We start from the raw sequence: 25403 nt of genomic DNA on the forward strand, positions 1-25403 counted from the left end.
GAGTGGGATGGGGGCGTACCACGGGTACGAGGGGTTCGTTACTTTTTCCAAGATGAAGCCCGTGCTCATGCAGGCGCGCTTGAATGCGCGCGGGTTGATTTCGCCACCATACGGTAGACGCGTGAACGCGGTGTTGAAGTTGATGATGAGGTTTTGATTTTGCCCCTGGGCGGGGGGAGGCCTTTTTTTGTCTTTGTTCTGGCTTTGTTGGCCTTTCCTTGCTGTCTTATCGGTCTATTAGCGTTGCCCCTGTGCGGGGCGGCACCTACTTTCTTTGCTGCTGCAAAGAAAGTAGGCAAAGAAGACAGCTAAAACCGCAAACTCTTAAGCGGGTCCCTCGGGCTGCATGAGGTAGTGGTGCATCTGGAATCCGTGCTCCCGCACATTCCGCGCCAGTGACAAGGCAGTCATTCTTCCGGCGGCGCTACGCGCGCCGAAACCCCGCTCAAAAACCACCGGTTGTTTCGGCGCATCGCCGAGGCGCAGCCGATGGCTCCGCTGCGCGGGCAAAACCATTGGTTTCCCTGGCAGCCCCGTCCGCGACGCACGTAGTGCGGAGTGGGAGGGATGACTGCTTTGTCACGAAGGGGGAACGTGCGAGGGCACGGATTCCAGATGCACCACTACCCCTTCCAAGCCAGGGGACCCGCTTATGAGCTTGCGGTTTGAGCTGTCTTCTTTGCCTACTTTCTTTGCAGCAGCAAAGAAAGTAGGTGCCGCCCCGCACAGGGGCAACGCTAATAGACCGATAAGACAACAAGGAAAGGCCAACACCGCAAAGAACAAGGACAAAAAGCGCCCGCCCTGCCAAAGGGCAAACACACACCTTCAGTGATCCGCAGTACTAGCGCCGCCAGGCACATCAGTAGCAACAACATCAACCACATCCGGCGCGCCAGCGCCATTGCCCGTCTCAGCATCAACCCCACTCTCGAGCCGATGCAACCAGGCCAGCAACTCGGCGACAGCCTGATAAAGCTGCGGTGGAATCCGCGCATCCAGATCGACTTGCATCAGCAGCGACACCATCTCGGGCGCCTCATGCACATACAGCCCTGCCTCCTTCGCGCGCTGCACGATCATCTCAGCGAGCAGCCCATACCCCTTGGCGACCAGACGCGGGGCGGGCTCGCCGCCATGAGCGTCATAAACAAGCGCAGCCGCGCTGCGACGATGGGTACGGCTCATCAGATATCCCAATCGAGGTCGTCGCGCGATGCGGCGCCCGACGCCGACGCCGTCGACGTGGCCACAGCCGCCGACGCCGACCGTGCATACGCGCTCGCGGCCTGCGCACCCGCCGCCGAGGTGCCCGCCGCGGTAGTACCAGGCACACCGCCGCCGATCTCGCGAATCGTCAATCCCTGCAACTCGAGCCCCGCCGCCGCGAGCCGCTGACGGAAACCGTCCCCCTGCATCGCGAGCCGCGCGGCGCCCCGCGGGCTCGCCTGCACGCGCGCGGTCAGCCGCGTGCCGGTCAGCGTCAGTTCGGCATCGACGGTGCCGAGCGTCGGCAGCGACAGCGTCAGGCGCGTGCGCCACGGCTGGTCGTCCTCGCTCGCGAGGCCGCCGCCGCTGCGGTCCCATTCGTCGCCATCCTGCTCGATCGTCCAGTCCAGACGCGCGCCGGGCCACGCCTCGCCGGTCCAGCGGAACTGTCCGGTCGCAAGCAGATCGAGCTGCTGGCGCACGAGCGGCACCGTCACCGGATGCACCGCCGCCGCCATCGCCTGCGCGCTCTGCGACGAGCCGGCATCGGCCGCCTGAGACACCGCGCTGTGCAGCCCCGCGTGTGTGGACTGGCCATTCAGGTCGGACACCGAGCTGGCCAGCAGCTCGCCCGCGACGAGTCGCGCGGCCTGCGCGGTCAGGATCGACGGCATCGCGTGCATGGCAGGGTTGTTCTCGGCAACGTTCGCCGTGCCGCGTGGCGTTGCCTCGGGGGCTCCGTTCGCCGCAGCGGACCGCGCGCTCGCGTCGCCAGCGTCGGCGCTCCAGTCGGGAGGCAATTGAGAATCTGCGACGAGCTGGTTCTGCGCCTCGTTCGCCAGTTCGGCCGGCGAACGCTGGCCGACCAGCCACGCCGCGAGATGCGCCTCGTAGAACAGGCCGCTGTCGGCGAGCGTCTGTTGCAGCGCGGCCGCGAGCACCGCGACCGGCACTTCGGCCGCCGCCACGCTCGCGGTGGCGGCCGCGGTTGCGTTGGCGGCAGCGTTGGGATTGGTATTGGTGCTGGCAGCAGCGGCGGAATCGCCGGCAGCGAAATTGACTGTCGCGGCGCCCGCCGTATCGGTCAGCGGCAAGCTTTCGATGGCGACGTCGAGCGCCGGCGCGGTCGCCCAGATCGGCGCGCGGCCGAGCACCGCCGGTGTGGCCTCGCCGCCTGAGTGCGCAATCGCATTCAGCGTCAGCGCGACGGCCGACAGCGCGGTTTGCGCGGACGGCTGGGGCGCGGGCGTCACGTTCGCAGGCGCCGCGGGAACCGCGGTATCGACGCCGGCCGCGCCGGTCTGCGAGGTGGTCGCGGTTCCCGGCGCGATGCTGAGCAGGCTGTCGATCCGGCTCGACAGCACCGAAGCGAGGGCCGAATCGATTCCGTTCATGCCGGTTCCTTGGTCGCATCGGCGGCAACGCGCGCGATGCTCTGATTGCTCCGATCCTTCAGACGCGTGCGGCGTGGCGCCAGCTCACGCGCGCGCCCGCTCGCGCTCAGCGCGCCCCGTACAACTCCTTCAGCACGCGCGTCGACCGGCCGGCGAACAGCGCCGACAGATGCGCCATGCACGGATTCGCGAGGTCGCGGATCGCGGCGTCGTCGGCGAGGATCTGGCGGATCAGCGCGTACTTGCGCAGGCGTTCGGCCTCGTCGAGCTTGACGCCCACGTCGGCTTCGCGCAGCGCTTCGACCAGTTGCCGATACTCTTCCTGCAAGTGCACCAGGTCGTTCCACAGTGCACGACGGGCCGCCATCAGCATGCGGCAGGACAGCGCCGCGATCGCCTCGTAGCGGGCAAAATATTCTGCGTTCGATGTCATCTCAGGCTTTCCGCGGCTGGCTGTGCTGCCATCCGCGCGATCTCCGGGGCTATCCCGATCCATGCCTCTTCGAGCGTCGCGAGCAGACGGTCCACCTCCACGAGCATCGCCTCGCTCTGATTGATATTGGCTTGCAACAGTCGACGCGCCATATAGTCGTACAAAGCATTGAGCCGTTCGGCGATTTCGCCGCCCACCTCGAGGTTGAGCGACAGCTGCAGCCCGCTTTCGATGATCCGGATCGCCTTGCTGATCGCCATGCCACGCTCGGCCACGTTGCCCTGCTGCAAATGCATGCGGCTTTGCGCGATCGCCTGGCGTGCGCCCTGGTACAGCAACACGATCAGACGATGCGGACTTGCGCCCATCACGGATGTTTCGATACCGACACGCGCATACGCGTTGGCTCCAGCGTGCCCTTGGGAAAACATCGGCGCTCCTCCTCTGATACTGGCTGCGGTTAAGTCGTGGCGTGGCCGCGCGGCGCGTCGACGCGCCGGTCGCTGACCTGTAATTGGGTTATCGGATGCGCGACGACAAAGCTTTAGTCCGGTGTAAGGAGGATCGAAAGCGCCGCTGGGCGGGCCCGGGAAACACGGCACGAAGCCGCCGGCGCAAGCGCCGGCAGCGGCGTGCCGGATCGTCGGACGGGACTTGTGTGGACCTTCAGGCGGTCCTTCAGGCAGTCCTTCAGGCGGACACGCGCGATCCCGCTCAGATCGACATCTGCGCGATGTCGTTGTACGCGGCGACCAGCTTGTTGCGCACCTGCAGGCCGAACTGGAAGCCGATGTTGGCCTTCTGCATGTCGACCATCACGTCGTTCAGCGACACGTTCGACGCACCGAGCTCGAACGCCTGCGACTCGCCGATCGCCTTCTGCTGGTCGCCGCTGATCTTGTCGAGCGAAGCCTTCAGCGCCGCCGCGAAGTTGGTGGGCGTCGCCGCGCCGGATTGCTCCGCCGCCGGGGTCGCGTCGCCGGCCGCCTGCGCCGCCATCGCCTGCATCTGTTGCAGCGCCGACGATAGCGCGTTCACGGGCATGGTCATGTTTTCTCCGTTGGATGTGCGATCGGACCGCCGGACGGTGTACCGATCTGGACGAAAGCATAGCAGCGGCTCCTTGCGGAAAGTCCCGAAACTAGAGGGGAAACCCGGCTCTATTCAAGCAATCGGGTTGAGCGGCGCTGCGGATAATTTCAAACGTGAAAGTCTCTGTCCGTCCGCCGAGCCCCGGCGCGGCATCACGACAGAACGCCAAGGCATTCCCCGGAGAAACCCGACGCATGGATTCGTCAGCCAACTCTTTGATCAACCCCGACGCCCGTATGGGGCTCGCCGGCGCGCAGCCCGCTGCCGGTCAGGCCGGTAGCGGCCAGGCCGGCGGCACTGCCGACCTCGGTGGCCTCGGCGGCCTGGGAGGTATCGGCGGCAATTTCGGCCAGCGTCTGTCCGGACTCGCGCAGATGCGCGGCAACCCGCGCGCGCCGCTCGTGTTCGCGGTCGCGCTGCTGGTGGCGGTCGTCGCCGGCCTGTTCCTGTGGTCGCGCGCGCCCAGCTACAAGGTGCTCTACAGCAATCTGTCCGACCGCGACGGCGGCTCGATCATCACCGCGCTGCAGCAGGCCAATATTCCGTACAAGCTGTCCGAAAGCGGCAGCGCGATCCTCGTGCCGGCCGAGCAGGTCCACGAGATGCGCCTGCGCCTCGCATCGCAGGGGCTGCCGAAGAGTGGCTCGGTCGGCTTCGAGCTGATGGACAACCAGAAATTCGGCATCAGCCAGTTCGACGAGCAGATCAACTATCAGCGCGCGCTCGAAGGCGAACTCGAACGCACGATCGAAGCGATCTCGAGCGTCAAATCGGCGCGCGTGCATCTCGCGATTCCGAAGCCGAGCGTGTTCGTGCGCGACAAGGAAGCGCCGTCGGCGGCGGTGCTCGTGAACCTGTACCCGGGCCGCGTGCTCGACGAAGGGCAGGTCGTCGCGATTACGCACATGGTGGCGTCGGCGGTGCCGGAAATGCCGGTGCGCGGCGTGACGATCCTCGACCAGGACGGCAACCTGCTCACGCAGCCCACCAATGGCAGCGGACTCGATGCGACCCAGCTGAAGTTCCGCCAGCAGATCGAGCGCAACACCCAGCAGCGCATCGACACGATCCTCGCGCCGCTGTTCGGCGCCGGCAACGCGCGCTCGCAGGTCAGCGCCGACATCGACTTCTCGCACAGCGAGCAGACCTCCGAGAACTACGGCCCGAACGGCAATCCGCAGCAGGCCGCGATCCGCAGCCAGCAGTCGAGCAGCGCCACCGAAATGTCGCAAGGCGGCGCCTCGGGGGTGCCGGGCGCGCTGTCGAACCAGCCGCCGCAGCCGGCCTCCGCGCCGATCGTGGCGGGCAACGGCGCGAGCTCGGTCACCACGACGCCGGTCAGCGACCGCAAGGATTCGACCACCAACTACGAGCTCGACAAGACCGTGCGCCACGTCGACCAGCCGATGGGCGGCATCCGCCGGCTGTCGGTCGCGGTGGTCGTCAATTATCTGCGGGTCGTCGATCCGAAGGGTCACGTGACGATGCAGCCGGTCAGCGCCGACAAGCTCGCGCAGATCACCCAGCTCGTGAAGGACGCGATGGGCTTCGACGCGTCGCGCGGCGACTCGGTCAACGTGGTCAACAGCGCGTTTACCACCGAGCTCGACCCGAACGCCGACCTGCCGTGGTGGCGCACGCCCGACATGCTCGCGCTGTACAAGCAGATCGCGGCGTACCTCGGCATCGGCGCGGTGGCCCTGTTCCTCTACTTCGTGATGGTGAAGCCGGCGTTGCGCCGCGCCTTCCCGCCGCCCGAGCCGGTTGCCGCGCTGATGGGGCCCGACGAACCGGTGCTGCTCGACGGCATCCCGGCCGAGGAGCGCGATGGCGCGGTGGTCGAAATCGAAGCGGATAGCGAGCAGCTCGCGCTCGAAAACGCGAAGCACAAATACGAGCGGAACCTGGAGTTCGCGCGCAGCATCGCGCGTCAGGATCCGAAGGTCGTAGCAACCGTCGTCAAGAACTGGGTGTCCGATGAGCGCTGAAGGCGTAGTGAAGAGCGCGCTGCTGCTGATGTCGATCGGCGAGGAAGAGGCGGCGCAGGTATTCAAGTTTCTGGGCCCCCGTGAGGTTCAGAAAATCGGCGTCGCGATGGCCGCGCTGAAGAACGTCACCCGCGAGCAGGTCGACGAGGTGCTGCAGGAGTTCGTGCGCGAGGCCGAGCAGCACACCGGCATGTCGCTCGATTCGAGCGATTACATCCGCTCCGTGCTGACCAAGGCGCTCGGCGACGACAAGGCCGGCGCGATCATCGACCGGATCCTGCAGGGCAGCGACACGAGCGGCATCGAAGGCCTGAAGTGGATGGACTCGGCGGCGGTCGCGGAACTGATCAAGAACGAGCATCCGCAGATCATCGCGACGATCCTCGTGCATCTGGACCGCGATCAGGCTTCGGAGATCGTCGGCTGTTTCACGGACCGGCTGCGCAACGACGTGCTGCTGCGGATCGCGACGCTCGACGGCATCCAGCCGGCCGCGCTGCGCGAGCTCGACGACGTGCTGACCGGCCTCTTGTCCGGCAGCGACAACCTGAAGCGCAGCCCGATGGGCGGTATCCGCACGGCCGCCGAGATTCTGAACTTCATGTCGAGCAACCACGAGGAAGGCGTCATCGAAAACGTGCGCCAGTACGACGCCGAGCTCGCGCAGAAGATCATCGACCAGATGTTCGTGTTCGAGAACCTGCTCGACCTCGAAGACCGCGCGATCCAGCTGCTGCTGAAGGAAGTCGAATCCGAAGCGCTGATCATCTCGCTGAAGGGCGCGGCGCCCGCGCTGCGTCAGAAGTTCCTGTCGAACATGTCGCAGCGCGCGGCCGAGTTGCTCGCCGAAGACCTCGACGCGCGCGGCCCGGTACGCGTGTCCGAAGTCGAGACGCAGCAGCGCCGCATCCTGCAGATCGTGCGCAACCTGGCCGAGAGCGGACAGATCGCGCTAGGCGGCAAGGCGGAAGACGCCTATGTCTGATCCGAACGCCCCGGCAAAGGAAAGCCTCTCGGCCTACCAGCGCTGGGAGATGGCGTCGTTCGACCCGGCTCCGCCAGCGCCGCCGCCGGCCGAACCCGAGTTCGACGAGCGCGCGTTCGAAGCCGAACTCGAGCACCGCCGCGAAGCCGCGCATGCACAGGGCGTCGCGTCCGGTCATGTGGCCGGCCAGGCGCTCGGCTATCAGGCGGGCTATGACCAGGGGCACGCGCAGGGTTTCGCGCAAGGCCAGACCGAGGCGCGCGAGGAAGCGATGCGGCTCGCCGCGCTCGCCGAAACCTTCAAGAGCGCGCTCGATGGCGCGCAGCACGCGATCTCCGAAACGCTGATCGCACTCGCGCTCGACATCGCGCAGCAGGTCGTGCGCCAGCACGTGCAGCACGACCCGATCGCGCTGATCGCGGCCGCGCGCGAGGTACTCGCGGCCGAGCCCGCGCTCGCCGGCGCGCCGGCGCTGATCGTGAGTCCCGCCGATCTGCCGGTCGTCGAGGCGTATCTGCTCGATGAATTGCAAACGCGCGGCTGGACCGTGCGCACCGACGCATCGGTGGAGCGTGGCGGTTGCCGCGCGCAGGCCGGCACCGGCGAGGTCGACGCGGGCATCGACACGCGCTGGCAGCGCGTCGCCGCCGCGCTCGGCAAGGTGAGCACGTGGTGAAGCCGACGCTCGACGAGATCCGCGCGAGCGATCTGACGCCGCTCGAACGCGAGCTCGCGTTGGCGTCGTTCGGCGCCGAGGCGCTGGCCGATGTCGAGTCGGCCGCTATTCCGGAGCCCCCGGATGCGGCATGGCACGCTCCTGCGAGCGCACATCCGGCGACAGGCGCGGCGGCGAGCCGCGAGTCCGCCGCGACGGACCACGCCGCGCGCAGTGCTTGCGCCGCTCACGCTCCGCACGCGCCGTCCTACGATCCCGCGCTCGACATCAATCCCCACATGCAGGCATGGCGCGGCCAGCTCGACGCGCTGCGCGCGCGCAACGCGATCGCGAAGCCGCTGCGCGCGTGCGGGCGTCTCACACGCGCGGCCGGTCTCGTGCTCGAGGCGGTCGGCCTGCGTCTGTCGGTCGGCGCCGAAGTGATGATCGAGTTGCCGCCCGGCAGTTCGCTGCCGATGGCCGAAGCCGAAGTGGTCGGCTTCTCCGGCGACAAGCTGTTCCTGATGCCGACCACCGAAGTGATCGGCCTGTTGCCCGGCGCGCGGGTCTTTCCGCTCGAAAGCGCGCCGATCGCCGACCCGCTCGCGGGCGCGAAGCGTCTACCGGTCGGCTGGGAATTGCTCGGCCGCGTGCTCGACGCATCCGGCCGTCCGCTCGACGGGCTCGGCCCGCTCGGCACGCAAAAGGACGCGCCGCTGTCCGCGCCGGTCATCAATCCGCTCAATCGCGAGCCGATTCACAAGGTGCTCGACGTCGGCGTGCGCGCGATCAACTCGCTGTTGACCGTCGGTCGTGGTCAACGGATGGGGCTGTTCGCGGGTTCGGGCGTCGGTAAATCGGTGCTGCTCGGCACGATGGCGCGCTACACCAGCGCCGAGGTGATCGTGATCGGCCTGATCGGCGAACGTGGCCGCGAAGTGAAGGAGTTCATCGAACAGATTCTCGGCGAGGAAGGGTTGGCGCGCTCGGTCGTGATCGCCGCGCCGGCCGACGTGTCGCCGCTGTTACGGATGCAGGCCGCCGCGTACTCGACCTCGCTCGCCGAATACTTCCGCGACCAGGGCAAGCACGTGCTGCTGCTAATGGACTCGCTGACCCGTTACGCGATGGCGCAGCGCGAGATCGCGCTCGCGATCGGCGAGCCGCCCGCGACCAAGGGGTATCCGCCGTCGGTGTTCGCGAAGCTGCCGGCGCTCGTCGAGCGCACCGGCAACGGACCGGCGGGCGGCGGCTCGATCACCGCGTTCTACACGGTGCTCACCGAAGGCGACGACCAGCAGGACCCGATCGCCGACTCGGCGCGCGCGATTCTCGACGGCCACATCGTGCTGTCGCGCTCGCTCGCCGAAGCCGGCCACTACCCTGCGATCGATATCGAAGCGTCGATTAGCCGGGCAATGACCGCGCTGATCGACGATAACCATCTGAATAAAACGCGTATGTTCAAGCAGATGCTGTCGCGCTATCAGCGCAACCGCGATCTGATCAACGTCGGCGCGTATTCGAGCGGGCGCGACGCGGTGCTCGATCGCGCGATCGCGCTGTATCCGCGGATGGAAGCGTTCCTGCAGCAAGGCTTTCGCGAGTGCGCGAACTTCCAGCCGAGCATCGACATGCTGAACGCGCTGTTTGCCTAGGGTCTGTTTACATATGGAACGCACGTGCGAATGCCCGCTATCGGCCGTCCCCCAAGGGGACTTCCTTCGGGGCGTCCCCCAAGGGGACTTCCTTCGGGGCGCAGGGCAAGGAGTAAGGAGCGCTGCGTGGCCTCGCCACGTGAGCGACGCGCGACGCCGCCATGCGGCCGATAGCGGGCATTCCCCTGGAATGAAATTCAGAACTGGGGTTGCCGCGAGAAGGGCCGCTCGCTGCGTCATGCTCCTTGCGAATACGTCGAGTATTCGCGGCGTCGCAGTCCTTGCGAGCGGCCCTTCTCGCGGCAACGCACGTGCGTTCCATATGTAAACAGACCCTGGGGCCGAGGAGGCTGACGATGTCGAAACATTTTCCGATCAAGACGCTGATCGGTCTCGCGCAGGACGACGTGGACGCCGCCGCGCAGCGGCTCGGCCGCGCGCAGCGCGAGCGCAACGACGTACAGGCGCAACTCGATGCGCTCGTGCAGTACCGCGACGAATACTACGCACGCTTCATGGAGAGCGCGCAGTCGGGCATGCCGGCCGGCAACATGCGCAACTTCCAGGCGTTCATCGACACGCTCGATGCCGCGATCGAGCAGCAGCGCAGCCTGCTCGCGGCGGCGAGCGCGCGCCTCGAGGCGGCGAAGCCCGACTGGCAGCGCCACAAGCAGAAGCTCGGCTCGTACGAAGTGCTGCAGGCGCGCGGCGAGGCGGCCGAGGCGAAGGTTGCGGCGCGGCGCGAACAGCGCGACGCCGACGAATATGCGGCGCGGAGTCTGCGCATGCGAGCCGACGGTGCGTGAGGCCTTGCCTCGCGGCTAACGCCCTACGGCACACCCGTTCGACCGATTCACAGGATTCTTTATGTCGCTTCTTTCACAGATCGGCTCCCAACTGAGCACGCTGCTCGACACGAGCGGCAATGGGTCGAGCAGCGCGTCCGCGAACGCCGCGGGCTCGAGCCCGTTCGCGCAGACCTTGCAGCAAAGCATCGACCAGCAGAACAGCGCGAATCAACAGCAGACCAGTTCAGCGACGGCGTCGCAAGCCTCGGCGCCGAGCGCGCCCGGTGCGCCGCCGCCCGCTTCCTCGCAGCAGAGCGCGAGCGGCAGCCGGAACGGCAACGGCACAGCGAGCAACGCGGCCAGCAGCAGCGCGTCATCGCCGTCGTCCACGCCGTCGACGACACCAACGCAGCAGACATCGAACAGCCAGGCGAGCGCGACGCAAGCCAGGCAGAAAGACACCAAGGCGCAAACCGACGCTGGCGCGCTCGCCGCCGCTGCGGCTGCCGCCCAGGCTCAGGCGCAAGCGCAGGCACAGGTCGTCGCCAACAACGCCGACTCGAACGCCAGCACCACGACCGATGCCGCAAGCTCCGCCGCCGATGCGGTGAGCGCGCTGGCCGGCACGGCCACGAGCGCGCTCGCGGCCACCGCGGCAAGCAGGAAAGGCGCGGTCGATCCGAAGTCGCTGCAGGATGCGTTGCAGAGTGCGCTGTCCGCGCTGTCGAGCGGCCAGGGCGCGGTGCCCGCGGCCGCGCTTGCTGCCGGCGCGGCCGCAAAAGCCGCGAGCGCGTCGAGCGCGGCGGGCGGCTTGGGCAGCACGAAAAACGGCCTGAACGGCACGTCGGACGACAAGACGCTCGCGGGCGGCCTGTTCGGCAACGGCAAGGGCGCCTCGACGACCCACACGACGTCGACGGCGACGGCCGCCGCGACCGCGCTGGCCGATCCGTCGGCAGCGAAGTCGGCCGCCGATGCGTTGAGCGCCGCGGCCGCGACGAGCGGCCAGGCGGACAACCTCGCCTCGGCGCGCAGCGCGTCCGAGGCGGCGAACGCCGCGCTGGCCGCGACGCAGGCGGCAGCGAACGCCGCGAGCACGACGGCGGCAGCGCAGAGTACGGGCAATGCGAGCGCGGCCGCCGCCGCGAATGCGTTGACGCCGCAGGTCGGCACGAGCGACTGGGAAGACGCGCTGAGCCAGAAGGTGGTGTTTTTGTCGAATGCGCATTCGCAGAGTGCTGAGCTGACGCTCAATCCGAAGGATCTGGGGCCGTTGCAGGTCGTGTTGCAGGTGGCGGATAACCATGCGCATGCGCTGTTCGTTTCGCAGCACCAGTCGGTGCGGGAGGCGGTCGAGGCGGCGTTGCCGAAGCTTCGCGAGGCGATGGAGTCGAATGGGATTGGGCTCGGCAGTGCGAGTGTGAGTGATGGGTTTGCGCGGCAGAGCGGGCAACAACAGCAGAGCGCTGGCGCGGGTGGGGGGAATGGGAAAAGGGGTAGTGGTGGTGGCGGTGCCCTTGCAGGGGACAGCTCCAGCGATGCCATCGGGAATGTTGCCGTGCGGCAGCAGGTTGGATTGGTCGATACGTTTGCCTGAAGCGAGGCGGGCGCTTTTTTGTCGTTGTTCTGGCTTGGTTGGCCTTTCCTTGTTGTCTTGTCGGTCTATTAGCGTTGCCCCTGTGCGGGGCGGCACCTACTTTCTTTGCTGCTGCAAAGAAAGTAGGCAAAGAAGACAGCTAAAACCGCTAGCTCATAAGCGGGTCCCCTGGCTTGGAGGGGGTAGTGGTGCATCTGGAATCCGGGCCCCCGCACATTCCGCGTTCGTGACAAAGCCGTCATCCCTCCCACTCCGCACTACGTGCGTCGCGGACGGGTCTGCCAGGGAAACCAATGGTTCGGCCCGCGCAGCGGGGGCCGTCGGCTGCGCCTCGGCGATGCGCCGAAACAACCGGTGGTTTTTGAGCGGGGTTTCGGCGCGCGTAGCGCCGCCGGAAGAATGACTGCCTTGTCACTGGCGCCGAATGTGCGAGGGCACGGATTCCAGATGCACCACTACCTCATGCAGACCGAGGGACCCGCTTAAGAGTTGGCGGTTTGAGCTGTCTTCTTTGCCTACTTTCTTTGCAGCAGCAAAGAAAGTAGGTGCCGCCCCGCACAGGGGCAACGCTAATAGACCGATAAGTCAGCAAGGAAAGGCCAACAAAGCCAGAACAACGAGAAATAGCCAGAAATAGCCCTTCTTTTCGACCCATAGCGCCGCAGGCAAATCAACAACAATCACCCTAACCCTTACTAGGCCAGCAACAAGCTGGCAAACCAAATGGCAACCACGACCGCCCCGCAACAAGCCGCGCCCGCCTCGCCGGGCCCCATGAAGCGCATCATCCTGATCGTCCTCATTGCGCTGATCGCCGCGGGCGCTGCCGGTGCCGGTGTGTGGTTCTTCATGTCGAAGCGCGCACCCGTCGCCGTATCGGCCGAAGCCGCGCCGGCGCAATCCGCCGTGCCGCTGTTCTTCCCGCTCGAATCGATGACCGTCAACCTGCAATCGGACGACGGCCAGCCACACTTCCTGCGCATCGGCCTCACGCTCAAGCTCGGCGATGCCGCCACCCAGCAGGCGCTCACCGATCACATGCCGGAAGTGCGCAGCCGCATCCTGCTCGCGCTGTCGAACAAGCACCCCGAAGAACTCGCGCCGCTCGAAGGCAAGCGCGCGCTCGCCGAAGAGCTGAAGACGCTGATCACCGAGCCGACCGACAAGAGCGTCGCACCAATCCGCGTGCAGGACGTGCTGTTCACCGAATTCGTCGTGCAGTGACGTGACGTTGTCAAGCGCTGCCATCATCAATCGCCAAGGGACGCACGAGGAATAAGCAATGGGCCACGAAGAGTTCATGTCCCAGGAGGAGGTCGATGCCCTTCTGAAGGGCGTCACCGGCGAATCCGACACGGAATCCGAGCAACACGACCGCACGGGCGTGCGGCCGTACAACATCGCGACGCAGGAACGTATCGTCCGTGGCCGGATGCCGGGCCTCGAAATCATCAACGACCGCTTCGCGCGCCTGTTGCGCGTCGGCATTTTCAACTTCATGCGGCGCTCGGCGGAAATTTCCGTCGGCCCGGTGAAGGTGCAGAAGTACAGCGAGTTCACGCGCAACCTGCCGATCCCGACCAACCTGAACCTGGTCCACGTGAAGCCGCTGCGCGGCACGTCGCTGTTCGTGTTCGATCCGAACCTCGTGTTCTTCGTGGTCGACAACCTGTTCGGCGGCGACGGCCGTTTCCATACGCGCGTCGAAGGACGCGATTTCACGCAGACCGAGCAGCGCATCATCACGAAGCTGCTCAATCTGACGTTCGAGCACTACGCGGCGTCATGGAAGAGCGTGCGTCCGCTGCAGTTCGAATACGTGCGCTCGGAAATGCACACGCAGTTCGCCAACGTCGCGACGCCGAACGAAATCGTCATCGTCACGCAGTTCTCGATCGAGTTCGGCTCGACGGGCGGCACGCTGCACATCTGCATGCCCTACTCGATGATCGAGCCGATCCGCGACATTCTCTCGTCGCCGATCCAGGGCGAGGCGATGGACGTCGACCGACGCTGGGTGCGCGTGCTGTCGCAGCAGGTGCAGGCCGCCGAAGTGCAGCTGAGCGCCGATCTCGCGCAGGTGCCGGTCACGTTCGAACAGATCCTGAACATGCGCAAAGGCGATGTTCTGCCGATCAACATCCCCGAGCACATCACCGCGAAAGTAGACGGCGTGCCGGTGATGGAATGCGGCTACGGAATTTTCAATGGTCAGTACGCGTTGCGGGTCCAGAAGATGATCAGCGCAGCCGACACGATGAAGGAAGGTGGATATGAGTGACCTGAACGCAAAGCCCGAGACCGATCTCGCGGCAGCCGAGCAACTCGCCGCCGGCGAGCTGTCCGCCGTGGAAGACGACGCGGCGATGGCCGACTGGGCAAGCGCGCTCGCCGAGCAGAACGGCAACGACGAAATCAACCCGGCCGCGGGCGCCGTGTTCCAGCCGCTGTCGAAGGCCGCGCCGACCTCGACGCACAACGACATCGACATGATCCTGGACATTCCCGTCCAGATGACGGTCGAACTCGGCCGCACCAAGATCGCGATCCGCAATCTGCTACAGCTCGCGCAGGGCTCGGTCGTCGAACTCGACGGCATGGCCGGCGAGCCGATGGACGTGCTCGTCAACGGCTGCCTGATCGCGCAGGGCGAGGTGGTGGTCGTCAACGACAAGTTCGGTATCCGGCTGACCGACATCATCACGCCGTCCGAACGCATCCGGAAACTCAATCGATGAAACGTTTGGCAGGTCGCGGCGTGCTGCTCGCGTCGTTTTTCGCGTCCACCGTCGCGTCCACCGTCGCGTCCACCGTCGCGCACGCCGCCGACATGAACGCGGTCAACAACGCCGCGAAGATCGCCTCCGGTGTCGGCGCGGGCAGCGCAGTGCCGGCGCTCGGCGTCGGCGCGGTCCTGCAAACCTTCGTCGGGCTTGCGGTCGTGATCGGCCTCGTGTTCGGCTGCGCGTGGCTCGCGCGACGCTTCGGCCTGCAACCGGGCCAGCGCGGCGGCCTCGTGAAGACGGTCGGCGGCGCTTCGCTCGGTGGCAAGGAACGCGTCGCGGTCGTCGAGATCGGCGATACGTGGCTGGTGCTCGGCGCCGCGCCCGGCAACGTGCGACTGCTGCATACGATGCCGGCGGGTTCCGTCGCGGCCGATACGGTTGCCGCTTCGCCAGCACCGCTTTCCGGCACTTTTGGTCAACGCTTTCGCGACGCCCTGAAAGGCGAAGTGGGCAAACGTTTCAACGCGCACCGCGGCGGGGATCGGTAATGCAGGTCAGCTTCAGGCAGTCAGCCTGGTTCTTCACGCTTACGCGCCGTGCGGGGCGGGCGCTCCCCGCAGCGCTTCAACTCGCGCTGCCGGCACTGCTGTTCGCGCTGCCGACGCTGTCTTTCGCGCAAACCGCCGGCCTGCCGGCGTTCACGACGAGCCCCGGCCCCAACGGCGGCACGACCTACTCGCTGAGCGTGCAGACGATGCTGCTGCTCACGATGCTGTCGTTCCTGCCCGCGATGGTGCTGATGATGACGAGCTTCACGCGCATCGTGATCGTGTTGTCGCTGCTGCGCCAGGCGCTCGGCACGACCACGACGCCGCCGAACCAGGTGGTCGTCGGTCTCGCGCTGTTTCTGACGCTGTTCGTGATGTCGCCGGTGCTCGATAAAGCCTATAACGAAGGTTACAGGCCGTTCTCCGAAGGCACGATGTCGATGGATCAGGCGGTGGCGCGCGGCGTCGCGCCGTTCAAGACCTTCATGCTGCGTCAGACTCGCGAAAGCGACCTTGCGCTGTTCGCGCGCATCTCCCACGCGGCGCCGATGCAGGGGCCCGAAGACGTGCCGCTGTCGCTGCTGGTGCCGTCGTTCGTGACGAGCGAGTTGAAGACCGGCTTCACGATCGGCTTCACGATCTTCATTCCGTTCCTGATCATCGACATGGTGGTCGCGAGCGTGCTGATGTCGATGGGCATGATGATGGTGTCGCCGGCGACGATTTCACTGCCGTTCAAGCTGATGCTGTTCGTGCTCGTCGACGGCTGGCAGTTGCTGCTCGGCTCGCTCGCGCAGAGCTTCGTCTGATATTTTTTGACTCCTTGTTCCTCAGGCACTCACGATGACACCCGAAGCAGTCATGACGCTGGCCCACCAGGCCATGTACGTCGGCCTCGTGCTGGCCGCCCCGCTGCTGCTCGTCGCGCTCGTCGTCGGTCTGGTCGTGAGCCTGTTCCAGGCTGCCACGCAGATCAACGAAAGCACGCTGTCGTTCATCCCGAAGCTGCTCGCGATCGCGCTCACGCTCGTAATCGCCGGACCATGGATGCTGACCACGATGCTCGACTATCTGCGCCACACGATCACCAGCATTCCGACGCTCGTCAACTGAGCGCCGCTGGCACGTCTGCCCTCCCCACTCCATGTTCACGGTCACCTACGCGCAACTGAACGTCTGGCTGACCGCGTTCCTGTGGCCGTTCGCGCGCATCGCCGCGCTGATCGCGACCGCGCCGGTGCTCGGCAACATGTCGCTGCCCTCGCGCGTGAAAATCGGTCTCGCCGCGTTCGCGACGATCATCGTCGCCCCGACGATCGGCGCGCTGCCGCAAGTCACCGTGTTTTCCGCGGCCGGCGTGTGGATTCTCGTCAACCAGTTCCTGATCGGCATCGCGCTCGGCGTGACGATGCAGGTCGTGTTCCAGGCGATCGACGCGACCGGCTACTTCATCGGCCTCGGCATGGGCCTTGGCTTCGCGACCTTCTTCGACCAGCAGGCGACCGGCTCGGGCGTCGTGATCTCACGCTACATGACGACGATCGCAACGCTGGTGTTTCTCGCCGTCGACGGTCATCTGCAGATGATCGCCGCGCTCGTGACGACGTTCCAGTCGGTGCCGGTGTCGGCGAACCTGCTCGCGCCGCACGGTTGGCAGACGCTCGCGCACTGGGGCGGCTCGATCTTCTCGGCGGGGCTGCTGCTCGCGTTGCCGGTCGTCGTCGCACTGCTGATCGCGAACCTCGCGCTCGGCATTCTCAATCGCGCGGCGCCGCAGATCGGCGTGTTCCAGATCGGCTTTCCGCTGACGATGCTGGTCGGCCTGCTGCTCGTGCAGCTGATGCTGCCGAACATGATCCCGTTCTTCGTGCGCTTGTTCGATAACGGCATCGATGAGATGGGACGGGTCGCGGCGGCGCTGGGATAACGCCGAAAATCGCGGACATAAAAAAACCGGCTCGCGCCGGTTTCTTTATTGCGCCGCCGCAGCGGCATCAGCTGTTGATGTACTGGAACAGCGACATGTTCTGGATCTGCACGAACGCTTGCTGCGAAGCCTGCAAGGCCGCCTGCTCCATCGAGTACTTGCTGATCGTCGAGACCATGTCGGTCTGGGTCAGGTCCGCGAGATCGCTTTGCGTTTGCAGTGAGTTGGTCTCCGTAACCGTTTGCAGCGCCTTGACTTCCTGCTCGCGGCCGCCGACCGATGCCTGCACCGCGGTGACGTTGTTCAGCGTGTTGCCAAGCTGCGACAGGCCCGTATTCAACGCGTTCTGCAGGTTCGCCGAGGCCGCGGGGTTGCCGCTCACCGGCTGCTGGAGCGCGGCGATCATCGCGTTCAGGTTCGCGAACACGTTGGTGCCCGCCTGGTTGGCCGGCTGCACCGTGAATGTGTCGTTGGCCGCCGGCGTGCCTGTGATTTCGACGGTCTGGCCCGCGATCGTGATGTCCGAGCCCGCCGTGTACGGCTGCGCCGTACCCGCGACGCCGGTCGTGGTGTCAGTGACCGTGTAGGTGAGCGAGCTGCCGCTGCCGCTGAACTGGATCTGGTACGAGTCCGCGTTCCCCGCGTTGGTCGGATCCTTGACCGACACCGCGCCGATCACGCCGCTGCCGGTATTGGCCGGGTCGCCCGAGGCGATCGGCTGCGCGTTGGTCGCGCCGACGCTCATGAACACCGACAGCCCATTGTCACCGGTCGAGACCGCGTTGCTGCCGGTGACCTGCACGGTGCGCGTGCCCGTGTCGCCCGTATAGGTGACGTTGCCGGCCGCATCGGTCGTGAAGGCCTGGGTCGAATTCTGGAAACCGGCGAACAGCGCATTGCCCGAGCCGTCGGTCGCATTCGCGGAGGTGACGAGCTGGTCGCGCAGGGCGGTCAGCTGCGCAGCGATCGCCGTGCGGTCGGCGTCGTTCAAACTGCCGTCGCCGGCGCGCAGGCCTAACGTGTTCGCGCTTTGCAACGTCGTGATGACGTTGGAGAGCGTCGAGTCCTCGGCCTGCAACGACGTGAGCGCCGCGTTCTGGTTCGTCGCGTACTGCGACAGCGCGGACGCCGTCGAGCTGAGCTGCACGGCCTGCGCGGCGCCGAGCGGATTGTCGGCGGGCGTGGTCAGGCTCTGGCCGCTCGAGATTTCCTGATAGATCTGCGACAACTGAGCCTGCTGATTGCTCATGTTCGCGACGTTCATGCTGAAGTACTGCTGGGTCGAAATTCGCATGGTTCCGCCTTACGAGAAGATGCCAAGCAAAGTCTGGAACAGCGTCTGCGCCGTCTGGATGACCTTGCTGTTGGCCTGATAGAGCTGCTGGTACTGAAGCAGGTTGGCCGCTTCCTCATTGATATTGACGCCCGACACCGACTGCTGCGCCGACGTGATCTGCGTGACGAGCGTGCTTTGCGCGGTCGCCGAGGTCTGGATCTGCGTGGTCTGGTTGCCGATGTTGTTGACGTAGCTCGCGTACGCGCCCGTCAGCGTCGAGGTGCCGCCGTCGAGCGCCTGCGCCGAAGTCAGGTTCGACAGCAGTTGCGCGTTGCGGCCGTCGTTGGTCGCGCCGGTGTTCGGTCCGATCGTGAACGAGTCGCCGTTGGCGGGCGTGCCGCTGATCGTGACCGTCACGTTGTTCATCACGCCCGCGCTCGTCGAATTGCTCGGGTTGGTGATCGTCAGCGTCGCGCCCAAGCTCGGCGAGTATGGCACCGCGGTCGTCGCCGAGCTGATCGTGTACTGCGTGGACGGCGAGCCGGCGACTGTCACCACCGTGCCGACCGGGAAGCCGGTCAGGCCGGTGCCCGCGGTGTAAGTGATCGTCGAGGTGCTGGTCGGCGCGCTGTAGCCGGCAGATACCGTGCCTTGCGTGATCGTCCCGGTGCCGGTGTTCGACGTCGACGCCGAGGCGAGCACCGGCGCCGCGGCCGCGATTGCCGACGCCGACGTGGTGGTCAGCGCGAAGCCGTCGAGCGCGCCGCGGGTCGGTTCGACCGAGAACGAGTCGCCGGCCTTCATCGTGCCGCTCGCGACCGAGAACTGCAGGCCGCCGATCGGGTTGGTCAGGTTCGCCGCCGAACCGACGATGCTGCCGGTCTGGTTGTCGGTCAGCGTGTAGGTGCTGCCGTTGTACGACAGCGTGTAGTCGCCCGTGGTCGGCTGGGTCGCGTCGGCGAACGAGACGCCGAGCGTCGCGTTGCCGGTGTTCTGCGAGTTCGCGTACACGGTCGGCGAGCCGACCGTGAACAGCGCGCCGCCCGCGGTGCCGTTCAGCGTCAGGCCGAGTTCGTTCTGCGCATTGACCTGCGCGGCGAAGCTGGTCGCGATCGCGCCGAGTTGCGCCTCGGCCGGATCGAGCGTTTGCGAGCGGAATTGCAGCAGTCCGCCCAGCGTGCCGCCGGACACGCTCGTGTCGGGCAGCGTCTGCGGCGTCGGTGTCGGCTTTGCCCCGGCCTGGCCGAGATACTGGACCGACAGCTCGCTCGGATCACCCGACGAAGTCGCCGTGCCGAGATTGAAGCTGTTGCCGGCCAGCACGAGCGGCTGTCCGCTCGACATGAACAGGCTATAGCTGCCGTTGTCCTGCACGACCGACACGCCGATCAGCTGGGACAGGTTCGACACCGCCTGGTCGCGTGCGTCGAGCAGCTGGTTCGGCGGCTGGCCCTGGTTGCTCGCCTGCGTGATCTGCGTATTCAGCGACGCGATCTGCGCGGTGTAGGTGTTGATCTGCGCAACAGAGTTGCTCAGCTGCGTGTTGACGCTCGAGCGCAACTGGTCGTACTGCTGGCCCGCCGCGTTGATCTGGTTCGCGAGCGTCTGCGCGTCGCTGATCGCGGTCTGCCGCGCCGACACGCTCGACGCGTTGTTGGCGACGTTCTGCAGCCCCGTGAAGTAACCGCTGATCGCGCTCGCAATCCCGGCGGTCGGACTGCCGACGAGGTTGTTGAGCTGGGTGATCATCGTGTTGTACGCGGTGAGCGCGCTGCTCGACGACTGCGCGTTGTTCAGCTGGGTCGTCAGGTACTGGCTGTACGCGCGCGTCACGGTGTCGGTGGAGACGCCCATCGGCAGGTAGCCGGAGCCGGTATACGTGCCGCCTGTCTCCGAATACACCGGGGTTTCCATCGTATAGCCGGGTGTCGACGCGTTGCTGATGTTCTCACCAGTCGTCGTCAAACCCCATTGGGCCGCGTTGAGTCCGCTAAGGCCGATATTCAACAGATTGCTGGACATGCGTCATCCTGAAGGGCGGCATCGCAGACATGCCACCGCGTTAGTGGAACATCCTCTTTAACGGCCCGACGTGCAAAAAATTGAGGGCCATTCCACTTCGTTTGCGCTCGCCGCGACGTTTGCGCGACGTTGCCGCGCTGTTGCCTCCGATGCGAGTGCAACGTTTGCTTCGTCGGCCAAAGCGTTCGCGCGGTGCCGGGCGTCGCGCGCACGGCACCGCGCGTTGGCTCGCCGCTCAGCGCGCCAGCGAGCGGCGCTTCATTTCGAGCTGCGTGATCAGCCGCTGCAGCGTGTTTTCCGCGCTGCCCGGCAGCGACAGGAAACGGAAGCCGAGCTGATAGCGCTGCGTACCGTTCGGCAGCGCGAGCGAGCGATGCGACACGAGCTGCAGATCGAGCGACAGACGGCCGAGCGCGCCGAGCGTGAGCTCGCAGTCCATCAGGCGCGCGCCCATCGGCAGCGCGGCGACGCGCAGGTCGGTCGTGCGCATCCCGACGCCGCCAAGCGACAGGTCGTGCACCTCGAAGCGAAACGTGTCGCCCTCGGGCAGGCGGCCCGTACACATGAACGGGTCGAGAATCGGCGCGGCGACGCGGAAGTACTCGCGGCGCTGCACGTAGAACAGCACCTCGGGGAAGTCGGCCTCGAACGCCGGCATTCCCTCGAAGCGCGTCTCGCGTGGCGTCGGGGTCGTGAACTCGACGCGCACGCCGTCGGGCGACGCGTGGAACTGGCAGCGCGGCGCGTTGAGCAGCCCCTTGTTCTGATCGGCAAGCGCGCCCCAATCGAAGGTGAAGGTGCGCTCGCGCACGTCGACGTCGAGCAGGCGCGTGACGATCTGCCCGCCCGCATATTCGACGGTGAGGAAATCGCCGCGATTGACGATATTGCGCAGCTGCACGCCGATTTCCAGCGGATTGCGGCGGCCGAAATCGGAAGCGCTCTCGTTTTGCGGGACGTGCGGCTGACCGTTCGTGTCAATCAGGCCGTTCGACTGGTTCATATCCATGGGCTTGCCGGTAAGCATGTTCTTGCGGGCACGTGCCAGGGCCTAGCCATGGACTCTGAGGGTCTTCATGCAAAGCCGCAACACACGCGTTCGACCGGACCTTACAGCGCTATTCCGGTATCGGGTCTAACTCGTTAGCGGCAGCATCGAGCCAAAATTTAGGGGCTCAATTTAAATATTCGCCGGAAAATTTCGCGCAAACGTTAAAAGCGTATCTGCCCTATTTTCCGCGACCTTGCTCGCCCCGGACCTCGCGGAGCTTTTTACCGATGCCGCTTTTTTGCTGCTTTTATCGCCGCTTTTACCGACACCTTTAAAACCGCTTTAATGCCCGTCGCGTGCGTTATTTTTAATCAGCCCATTTTCTGCATGATCGACAGCAGCTTTTTCGCGTAATGCGGATCGGTTGCATAACCGGCGCGCTGCATGCCGTTCGCAAAACCGTTCACGTCGCGCGACGAATTGATCACCTGCGCGTAACGCGGATTGCTCTTCAACATGCTCGAGTAATCGGTCATCGCTTCCTCGTACGAGTCGTACGCGCGGAATTTCTCGACCGTGCGCTGCGGCTTGCCGTTCACGTATTCGGTCGTGACCGTCGACACGGTCTTGCCGGTCCAGTCGTTGCCCGCCTTGATGCCGAACACGTTGTGGCTCGTCGAGCCGTCGGCCTTCTTGATCTCGCTCTTGCCCCAGCCCGATTCGAGCGCGGCCTGACCGATGATGAAGCGCGCCGGAATGCCGGTCGCCGCGCTCGCGGCCTGCGCCGGCAGGGCGAGCTTGTCGACGAACGCGTCGACCTTCGACGAGCTGCCGTCGCCGCGCACCGGCGGCGTCAGCGCGCTATTGGCCGAGTAGGCGCGGCCGAGCCCGAGCTGACCGTTGGCCTGGGCGTTGCCGTAGGCACGCGCGAGCGCGTTGAGCGCCGCGCTCTGGCCTTCGTCGCCGCCGCTACCGCCGCCGAGCGCGTTGGCCATGCCGGCGAGACCACCCGCCGCGCCCGCGCCGTTCGCGCCACCCACCTGCATGCCCTGGTTGCGCATCAGCTGCTTGAGCATCGCGTCGGCGACGCCGATGCCCTTCTTCGACAGCTGCTGCGCCATCTGCTGATCCATCATCGACGTGAACGTCGCCGTGTCGTGCGAATCGAACGGACCGTCCTGCGGCGTTGCATCGCGCATGCTCTTCAACATCATCTGCGTGAACACGGCGTCGAACTGCTGCGCGGCCATCTTCATGCCGGCTTGCGGCGAGGCCTTCGCCTGCGCGTTGAGTGCGCCGAAGCCTTGCACGTCGAGCGCGAACCGGCTGGTCAGATCGTTGGCGGAGTTGACGCTATTGGTCGTATCGGAATTCATCCCGCGTGCTCCTTAGATGATTTCAAGGTCGGCGCGCAATGCGCCGGCTGCTTTCATGGCCTGCAGGATCGACATCAGATCCGCGGGCGTCGCGCCGAGCGCGTTGAGCGCCTTCACCACTTCGGCGAGGTTCGCACCGGCGTTCACGAGTTTCAGCGAGCCGTTGTCCTGCTTCATCTGGATCTGCGACTGCTGCGCGACCACCGTGCGGCCGTTCGAGAACGCGCCCGGCTGGCTCACCACCGGCTGCGTATTGATCACGACCGACAGATTGCCGTGCGCGACCGCGCAGTTCTGCAGCGTGACCATCTGGTTCATCACGATCGAGCCGGTGCGGGCGTTCAGGATGACCTTCGCGGCGGCCTGCCCGGGCCGCACTTGGAGGTTCTGCAATTGCGCCATGAACGAGACCTGCTGCTGCGGATCGGCCGGCGCGCGCAGCTGGATCGTGCGGCCGTCGAGCGCGGTCGCGGTGCCGCTGCCGAACGCGTTGTCGATCGCCGCGACGACGCGCTGCGTGGTGTCGTAGTCCATGTCGTTCAGGTCGAGCTGCATGGTGCCCGCCTGCGACACCGCCGTCGGCACCGAGCGCTCGACGATCGCGCCGCTGGTGATGCGCCCCGCGGCGAGCTGGTTGACCTGCACCTTGCTGCCGTTCGCGCTCGCGCCCGCGCCGCCCACGGCGACGTTGCCCTGGCCGAGCGCATACACCTGGCCGTCGGCGCCCTTCAGCGGCGTGAGCAGCAGCGTGCCGCCGCGCAGGCTTTTCGCATTGCCGAGCGACGACACCGTGATGTCGATCGCTTCGCCCGGCCGCGCGAACGGCGGCAGCACCGCGGTCACCATCACCGCGGCGACGTTCTTCAGCTGGATGTTCGACAGCGACGACTGCGAGTTGCTGGAGCCCGCCGCCTGGTTGTTGATCGAGATGCCGAGGTTCGCGAGCATGTTCGCGAGCGTCTGCGTCGTGAACGGTGTCTGCGTGGTCTGGTCGCCGGTGCCGTCGAGGCCGACCACGAGGCCGTAGCCGATCAGCGGGTTGTCGCGCACGCCCTGGATCTGCACGAGGTCCTTCAGGCGCTCCGCGTGCGCCGGCGTCACGGCCGGCAGCGTCGCGCAGGCCAGCGCGACGAACATCAGTGCGCGGCCCGCGCGCGACAGCGTGTTGAAGACAGTACCCATGATCACCACGGCGCCACGTTGAGGAAGAACCGCTGCAGCCAGCCCATGGTCTCCGCTTCGTTGATGTAACCCTTCGCGGAGTATTCGATTTTCGCGTCGGCGACCTGGGTCGAGTACACGGCGTTCAGACTCGAAATCGTGTTGGGATTCACGACACCGGAAAAGCGCACGAATTCATTGCCCTGATTGATCAGCATCTGCTTCTCACCGCTCACGACCAGGTTGCCGTTCGCCTGCACGCCGGTCACGGTCACCGTGATCGTGCCGTTGAACGTATTCGACGCGTTCGCGCCGCCGGTGCCGGTAAAGCCGTTGGAGCCGGTCGCGTTCAGGTTGGTCTTGGCGAACAGGCCGCTGAGAAAGCCCGAAGTCGGCACGCTGAACTTCGTGCTGCCGTCGCGGCTCGCATTCGCGCCCGAGTTCTTCGTCGCGTTGATGTTCTCGGAGATCACGATCGTGATGATGTCGCCTACGTTGCGTGGCCGCTGGTCTTCGAACAGCGGCCGACCCGCGTAGCCCGGGTTGTAGATCGAGCCCGGCGCCTGCGTCTGCGGCGGCAGCGGCGGCACCGCGCTCATCGGCTGCTGGGTGATCGGTTCCCTCGGCAGTTGGGCACAGCCGCCGAGCGCGGCGAGCAGCGTGAGCTGCACGAGCGCCTCGGCCGTGCGCGAATGAACCGGAGTGCGAGTGGAGTGCGACATCATCGTTTACCGCCTTAAATTTCCAGTCCTCAAACCTGCATCTGGCTCAAGGTCTGCAGCATCTGGTCGGAGGTCGTCACGGCCTTGCTGTTGATTTCGTACGCGCGCTGCGTCTGGATCATGTTCACCAGTTCCTGCACGACATTCACGTTCGACGCTTCCACGTAACCCTGGTTGAGCGTGCCCGCGCCGTTCAGACCCGGCTGCGACACGTTCGGCGCACCCGACGACGCCGTCTCCGAGAACAGGTTCTCGCCCTTGGCGTCGAGGCCGGCCGGGTTGATGAAGGTCGCGAGCTGCATCGTGCCGAGCTGCTGCGTATTGCTCGAGTTGGCCACGGTGATCGACACCGCGCCGTCGCTGCCGATCGTCAGCGAGGTGGCATTGGTCGGGATCGTGATCGCCGGAATCACCTGGTAGCCGCTCGACGTGACGAGCTGACCCTGCGCGTTGGTCTGGAACGAGCCGTCGCGCGTGTAGGCGGTCGTGCCGTCGGGCATTTGCACCTGGAAGAAGCCCCCGCCGTTGATCGCGACGTCCTTCGAGTTGCCGGTCTGCTGCAGGTTGCCCTGCGTGTACAGACGCTCGGTCGCGACCTGTTGCACGCCGGTGCCGAGCTGGATGCCGGACGGCAGTTCGGTTTGCTGCGTCGAGTTCGCGCCCGGCTGGCGGATGGTCTGGTACAGCAGATCCTCGAACACCGCGCGCGAGCCCTTGAAGCCGTTGGTGCTGACGTTCGCGAGGTTGTTCGAGATCACGTCCATCTGCGACTGTTGCGCATTCATGCCGGTAGCGGCGATATACAGTGAGCGGTTCACTTATGGTTCTCCAATGTCGGGCGAAATTGACGCTTTA

The 25403-nt window shown here is 65.8% G+C and carries 25 protein-coding genes and 1 pseudogene; 14 read left to right on the top strand and 12 right to left on the bottom strand.

Features of this window, described 5'->3' with window-relative positions; all coding sequences use genetic code 11:
* A pseudogene (locus F6X40_RS08095) lies at nt 1-157 on the top strand (coniferyl aldehyde dehydrogenase); the annotation flags it as partial.
* Between the two features lie 671 nt (nt 158-828).
* On the opposite strand, the gene F6X40_RS08100 reads toward F6X40_RS08095, so the two are convergent.
* The 5 genes from F6X40_RS08100 to fliE form a co-directional block, all read right to left on the bottom strand.
* The gene (locus tag F6X40_RS08100; RefSeq protein ID WP_184074497.1) at nt 829-1188 is read right to left on the bottom strand and encodes an EscU/YscU/HrcU family type III secretion system export apparatus switch protein; all 360 of its coding nucleotides are present in this window, start codon (nt 1186-1188) and stop codon (nt 829-831) included.
* On the bottom strand, nt 1188-2603 hold the full coding sequence (locus F6X40_RS08105) for a flagellar hook-length control protein FliK (RefSeq protein WP_187627392.1): 1416 nt from the start codon (nt 2601-2603) through the stop codon (nt 1188-1190). The genes F6X40_RS08100 and F6X40_RS08105 overlap by 1 nt, the downstream gene beginning before the upstream one ends.
* A gap of 106 nt (nt 2604-2709) precedes the next feature.
* On the bottom strand, nt 2710-3036 hold the full coding sequence (locus F6X40_RS08110; RefSeq protein ID WP_184074501.1) for a flagellar protein FliT: 327 nt from the start codon (nt 3034-3036) through the stop codon (nt 2710-2712).
* The gene (gene fliS / locus F6X40_RS08115; RefSeq protein ID WP_184074503.1) at nt 3033-3467 is read right to left on the bottom strand and encodes a flagellar export chaperone FliS; all 435 of its coding nucleotides are present in this window, start codon (nt 3465-3467) and stop codon (nt 3033-3035) included. Before fliS ends, F6X40_RS08110 begins: the two co-directional genes overlap by 4 nt.
* 283 nt (nt 3468-3750) lie before the next feature.
* Nucleotides 3751-4086, bottom strand: coding sequence for a flagellar hook-basal body complex protein FliE (fliE, locus tag F6X40_RS08120; RefSeq protein WP_184051847.1), 336 nt, complete (start codon nt 4084-4086; stop codon nt 3751-3753).
* 236 nt (nt 4087-4322) lie between these two features.
* On the opposite strand from fliE, the gene fliF reads away from it, so the two are divergent.
* The 13 genes from fliF (at nt 4323) to fliR (ending at nt 17000) form a co-directional block, all read left to right on the top strand.
* Nucleotides 4323-6116, top strand: a complete 1794-nt coding sequence (fliF, locus tag F6X40_RS08125; protein WP_187627393.1) for a flagellar basal-body MS-ring/collar protein FliF — start codon at nt 4323-4325, stop codon at nt 6114-6116.
* Nucleotides 6106-7101 carry a flagellar motor switch protein FliG gene (gene fliG / locus F6X40_RS08130; protein WP_187627394.1) on the top strand — a complete coding sequence of 332 codons (996 nt, stop codon included), beginning with the start codon at nt 6106-6108 and terminating at the stop codon, nt 7099-7101. The genes fliF and fliG overlap by 11 nt, the downstream gene beginning before the upstream one ends.
* Nucleotides 7094-7777 carry a flagellar assembly protein FliH gene (gene fliH / locus F6X40_RS08135; protein ID WP_184074511.1) on the top strand — a complete coding sequence of 228 codons (684 nt, stop codon included), beginning with the start codon at nt 7094-7096 and terminating at the stop codon, nt 7775-7777. The genes fliG and fliH overlap by 8 nt, the downstream gene beginning before the upstream one ends.
* Nucleotides 7771-9414: a flagellar protein export ATPase FliI gene (fliI, locus tag F6X40_RS08140; protein WP_184074513.1), complete on the top strand. Its 1644-nt coding sequence runs from the start codon at nt 7771-7773 to the stop codon at nt 9412-9414. Before fliH ends, fliI begins: the two co-directional genes overlap by 7 nt.
* A 356-nt stretch (nt 9415-9770) precedes the next feature.
* A complete protein-coding gene (gene fliJ, locus F6X40_RS08145; protein WP_018418748.1) occupies nt 9771-10220 on the top strand; it encodes a flagellar export protein FliJ in 450 nt (149 codons plus the stop codon).
* Between the two features lie 61 nt (nt 10221-10281).
* On the top strand, nt 10282-11799 hold the full coding sequence (locus tag F6X40_RS08150) for a flagellar hook-length control protein FliK (protein WP_187627395.1): 1518 nt from the start codon (nt 10282-10284) through the stop codon (nt 11797-11799).
* Nucleotides 11800-12522: 723 nt separating this feature from the next.
* On the top strand, nt 12523-13023 hold the full coding sequence (fliL, locus tag F6X40_RS08155; RefSeq protein ID WP_184069737.1) for a flagellar basal body-associated protein FliL: 501 nt from the start codon (nt 12523-12525) through the stop codon (nt 13021-13023).
* Between the two features lie 58 nt (nt 13024-13081).
* Nucleotides 13082-14080: a flagellar motor switch protein FliM gene (fliM, locus tag F6X40_RS08160; RefSeq protein ID WP_184051834.1), complete on the top strand. Its 999-nt coding sequence runs from the start codon at nt 13082-13084 to the stop codon at nt 14078-14080.
* Complete coding sequence (gene fliN / locus F6X40_RS08165) at nt 14073-14537, top strand: flagellar motor switch protein FliN (protein WP_090802529.1); 465 nt, start codon at nt 14073-14075, stop codon at nt 14535-14537. Before fliM ends, fliN begins: the two co-directional genes overlap by 8 nt.
* Nucleotides 14534-15073 (top strand): flagellar biosynthetic protein FliO, encoded by a 540-nt coding sequence (gene fliO, locus F6X40_RS08170; RefSeq protein WP_187627396.1) that lies wholly within the window; start codon nt 14534-14536, stop codon nt 15071-15073. Before fliN ends, fliO begins: the two co-directional genes overlap by 4 nt.
* Nucleotides 15073-15882, top strand: a complete 810-nt coding sequence (gene fliP / locus F6X40_RS08175) for a flagellar type III secretion system pore protein FliP (RefSeq protein ID WP_187627397.1) — start codon at nt 15073-15075, stop codon at nt 15880-15882. Before fliO ends, fliP begins: the two co-directional genes overlap by 1 nt.
* A gap of 34 nt (nt 15883-15916) precedes the next feature.
* Nucleotides 15917-16186, top strand: a complete 270-nt coding sequence (fliQ, locus tag F6X40_RS08180) for a flagellar biosynthesis protein FliQ (RefSeq protein WP_090802525.1) — start codon at nt 15917-15919, stop codon at nt 16184-16186.
* 31 nt (nt 16187-16217) lie between these two features.
* The gene (gene fliR, locus F6X40_RS08185) at nt 16218-17000 is read left to right on the top strand and encodes a flagellar biosynthetic protein FliR (protein ID WP_187627398.1); all 783 of its coding nucleotides are present in this window, start codon (nt 16218-16220) and stop codon (nt 16998-17000) included.
* A gap of 67 nt (nt 17001-17067) precedes the next feature.
* Here fliR and flgL read toward each other — a convergent pair whose 3' ends face one another.
* From flgL to flgG, 7 genes are all read right to left on the bottom strand, one after another.
* Complete coding sequence (flgL, locus tag F6X40_RS08190) at nt 17068-18294, bottom strand: flagellar hook-associated protein FlgL (RefSeq protein ID WP_187627399.1); 1227 nt, start codon at nt 18292-18294, stop codon at nt 17068-17070.
* 9 nt (nt 18295-18303) lie between these two features.
* Nucleotides 18304-20298 carry a flagellar hook-associated protein FlgK gene (flgK, locus tag F6X40_RS08195; RefSeq protein ID WP_187627400.1) on the bottom strand — a complete coding sequence of 665 codons (1995 nt, stop codon included), beginning with the start codon at nt 20296-20298 and terminating at the stop codon, nt 18304-18306.
* Nucleotides 20299-20533: 235 nt separating this feature from the next.
* On the bottom strand, nt 20534-21307 hold the full coding sequence (locus F6X40_RS08200; RefSeq protein ID WP_184069747.1) for a flagellar brake protein: 774 nt from the start codon (nt 21305-21307) through the stop codon (nt 20534-20536).
* Between the two features lie 353 nt (nt 21308-21660).
* Nucleotides 21661-22665 carry a flagellar assembly peptidoglycan hydrolase FlgJ gene (gene flgJ, locus F6X40_RS08205; protein ID WP_187627401.1) on the bottom strand — a complete coding sequence of 335 codons (1005 nt, stop codon included), beginning with the start codon at nt 22663-22665 and terminating at the stop codon, nt 21661-21663.
* A gap of 12 nt (nt 22666-22677) precedes the next feature.
* Nucleotides 22678-23847, bottom strand: a complete 1170-nt coding sequence (locus F6X40_RS08210; RefSeq protein WP_316251797.1) for a flagellar basal body P-ring protein FlgI — start codon at nt 23845-23847, stop codon at nt 22678-22680.
* Between the two features lie 2 nt (nt 23848-23849).
* On the bottom strand, nt 23850-24548 hold the full coding sequence (gene flgH / locus F6X40_RS08215) for a flagellar basal body L-ring protein FlgH (RefSeq protein ID WP_184069942.1): 699 nt from the start codon (nt 24546-24548) through the stop codon (nt 23850-23852).
* Nucleotides 24549-24577: 29 nt separating this feature from the next.
* Nucleotides 24578-25366, bottom strand: coding sequence for a flagellar basal-body rod protein FlgG (flgG, locus tag F6X40_RS08220; RefSeq protein ID WP_184069751.1), 789 nt, complete (start codon nt 25364-25366; stop codon nt 24578-24580).
* Between the last annotated feature and the right edge of the window lie 37 nt (nt 25367-25403).

The sequence above is a fragment of the Paraburkholderia sp. UCT31 genome (assembly GCF_014397655.1).
Taxonomy (GTDB): Bacteria; Pseudomonadota; Gammaproteobacteria; order Burkholderiales; family Burkholderiaceae; genus Paraburkholderia; species Paraburkholderia tuberum.

Bases quoted from the DNA above. Each gene is read 5' to 3' on its own strand.
- fliG (WP_187627394.1), top strand. From the start codon at position 6,106: ATGAGCGCTGAAGGCGTAGTGAAGAGCGCGCTGCTGCTGATGTCGATC.
- fliO (WP_187627396.1), top strand. From the start codon at position 14,534: ATGAAACGTTTGGCAGGTCGCGGCGTGCTGCTCGCGTCGTTTTTCGCG.
- fliE (WP_184051847.1), bottom strand. From the start codon at position 4,086: ATGACCATGCCCGTGAACGCGCTATCGTCGGCGCTGCAACAGATGCAG.
- flgH (WP_184069942.1), bottom strand. From the start codon at position 24,548: ATGTCGCACTCCACTCGCACTCCGGTTCATTCGCGCACGGCCGAGGCG.
- F6X40_RS08150 (WP_187627395.1), top strand. From the start codon at position 10,282: ATGTCGCTTCTTTCACAGATCGGCTCCCAACTGAGCACGCTGCTCGAC.
- fliQ (WP_090802525.1), top strand. From the start codon at position 15,917: ATGACACCCGAAGCAGTCATGACGCTGGCCCACCAGGCCATGTACGTC.
- flgK (WP_187627400.1), bottom strand. From the start codon at position 20,298: ATGTCCAGCAATCTGTTGAATATCGGCCTTAGCGGACTCAACGCGGCC.
- fliH (WP_184074511.1), top strand. From the start codon at position 7,094: ATGTCTGATCCGAACGCCCCGGCAAAGGAAAGCCTCTCGGCCTACCAG.
- fliM (WP_184051834.1), top strand. From the start codon at position 13,082: ATGGGCCACGAAGAGTTCATGTCCCAGGAGGAGGTCGATGCCCTTCTG.
- fliJ (WP_018418748.1), top strand. From the start codon at position 9,771: ATGTCGAAACATTTTCCGATCAAGACGCTGATCGGTCTCGCGCAGGAC.
- F6X40_RS08100 (WP_184074497.1), bottom strand. From the start codon at position 1,188: ATGAGCCGTACCCATCGTCGCAGCGCGGCTGCGCTTGTTTATGACGCT.
- fliS (WP_184074503.1), bottom strand. From the start codon at position 3,467: ATGTTTTCCCAAGGGCACGCTGGAGCCAACGCGTATGCGCGTGTCGGT.
- fliR (WP_187627398.1), top strand. From the start codon at position 16,218: ATGTTCACGGTCACCTACGCGCAACTGAACGTCTGGCTGACCGCGTTC.
- F6X40_RS08200 (WP_184069747.1), bottom strand. From the start codon at position 21,307: ATGGATATGAACCAGTCGAACGGCCTGATTGACACGAACGGTCAGCCG.
- F6X40_RS08110 (WP_184074501.1), bottom strand. From the start codon at position 3,036: ATGACATCGAACGCAGAATATTTTGCCCGCTACGAGGCGATCGCGGCG.
- F6X40_RS08210 (WP_316251797.1), bottom strand. From the start codon at position 23,847: ATGGGTACTGTCTTCAACACGCTGTCGCGCGCGGGCCGCGCACTGATG.
- fliP (WP_187627397.1), top strand. From the start codon at position 15,073: ATGCAGGTCAGCTTCAGGCAGTCAGCCTGGTTCTTCACGCTTACGCGC.
- fliL (WP_184069737.1), top strand. From the start codon at position 12,523: ATGGCAACCACGACCGCCCCGCAACAAGCCGCGCCCGCCTCGCCGGGC.
- flgL (WP_187627399.1), bottom strand. From the start codon at position 18,294: ATGCGAATTTCGACCCAGCAGTACTTCAGCATGAACGTCGCGAACATG.
- fliF (WP_187627393.1), top strand. From the start codon at position 4,323: ATGGATTCGTCAGCCAACTCTTTGATCAACCCCGACGCCCGTATGGGG.
- F6X40_RS08105 (WP_187627392.1), bottom strand. From the start codon at position 2,603: ATGAACGGAATCGATTCGGCCCTCGCTTCGGTGCTGTCGAGCCGGATC.
- flgJ (WP_187627401.1), bottom strand. From the start codon at position 22,665: ATGAATTCCGATACGACCAATAGCGTCAACTCCGCCAACGATCTGACC.
- fliN (WP_090802529.1), top strand. From the start codon at position 14,073: ATGAGTGACCTGAACGCAAAGCCCGAGACCGATCTCGCGGCAGCCGAG.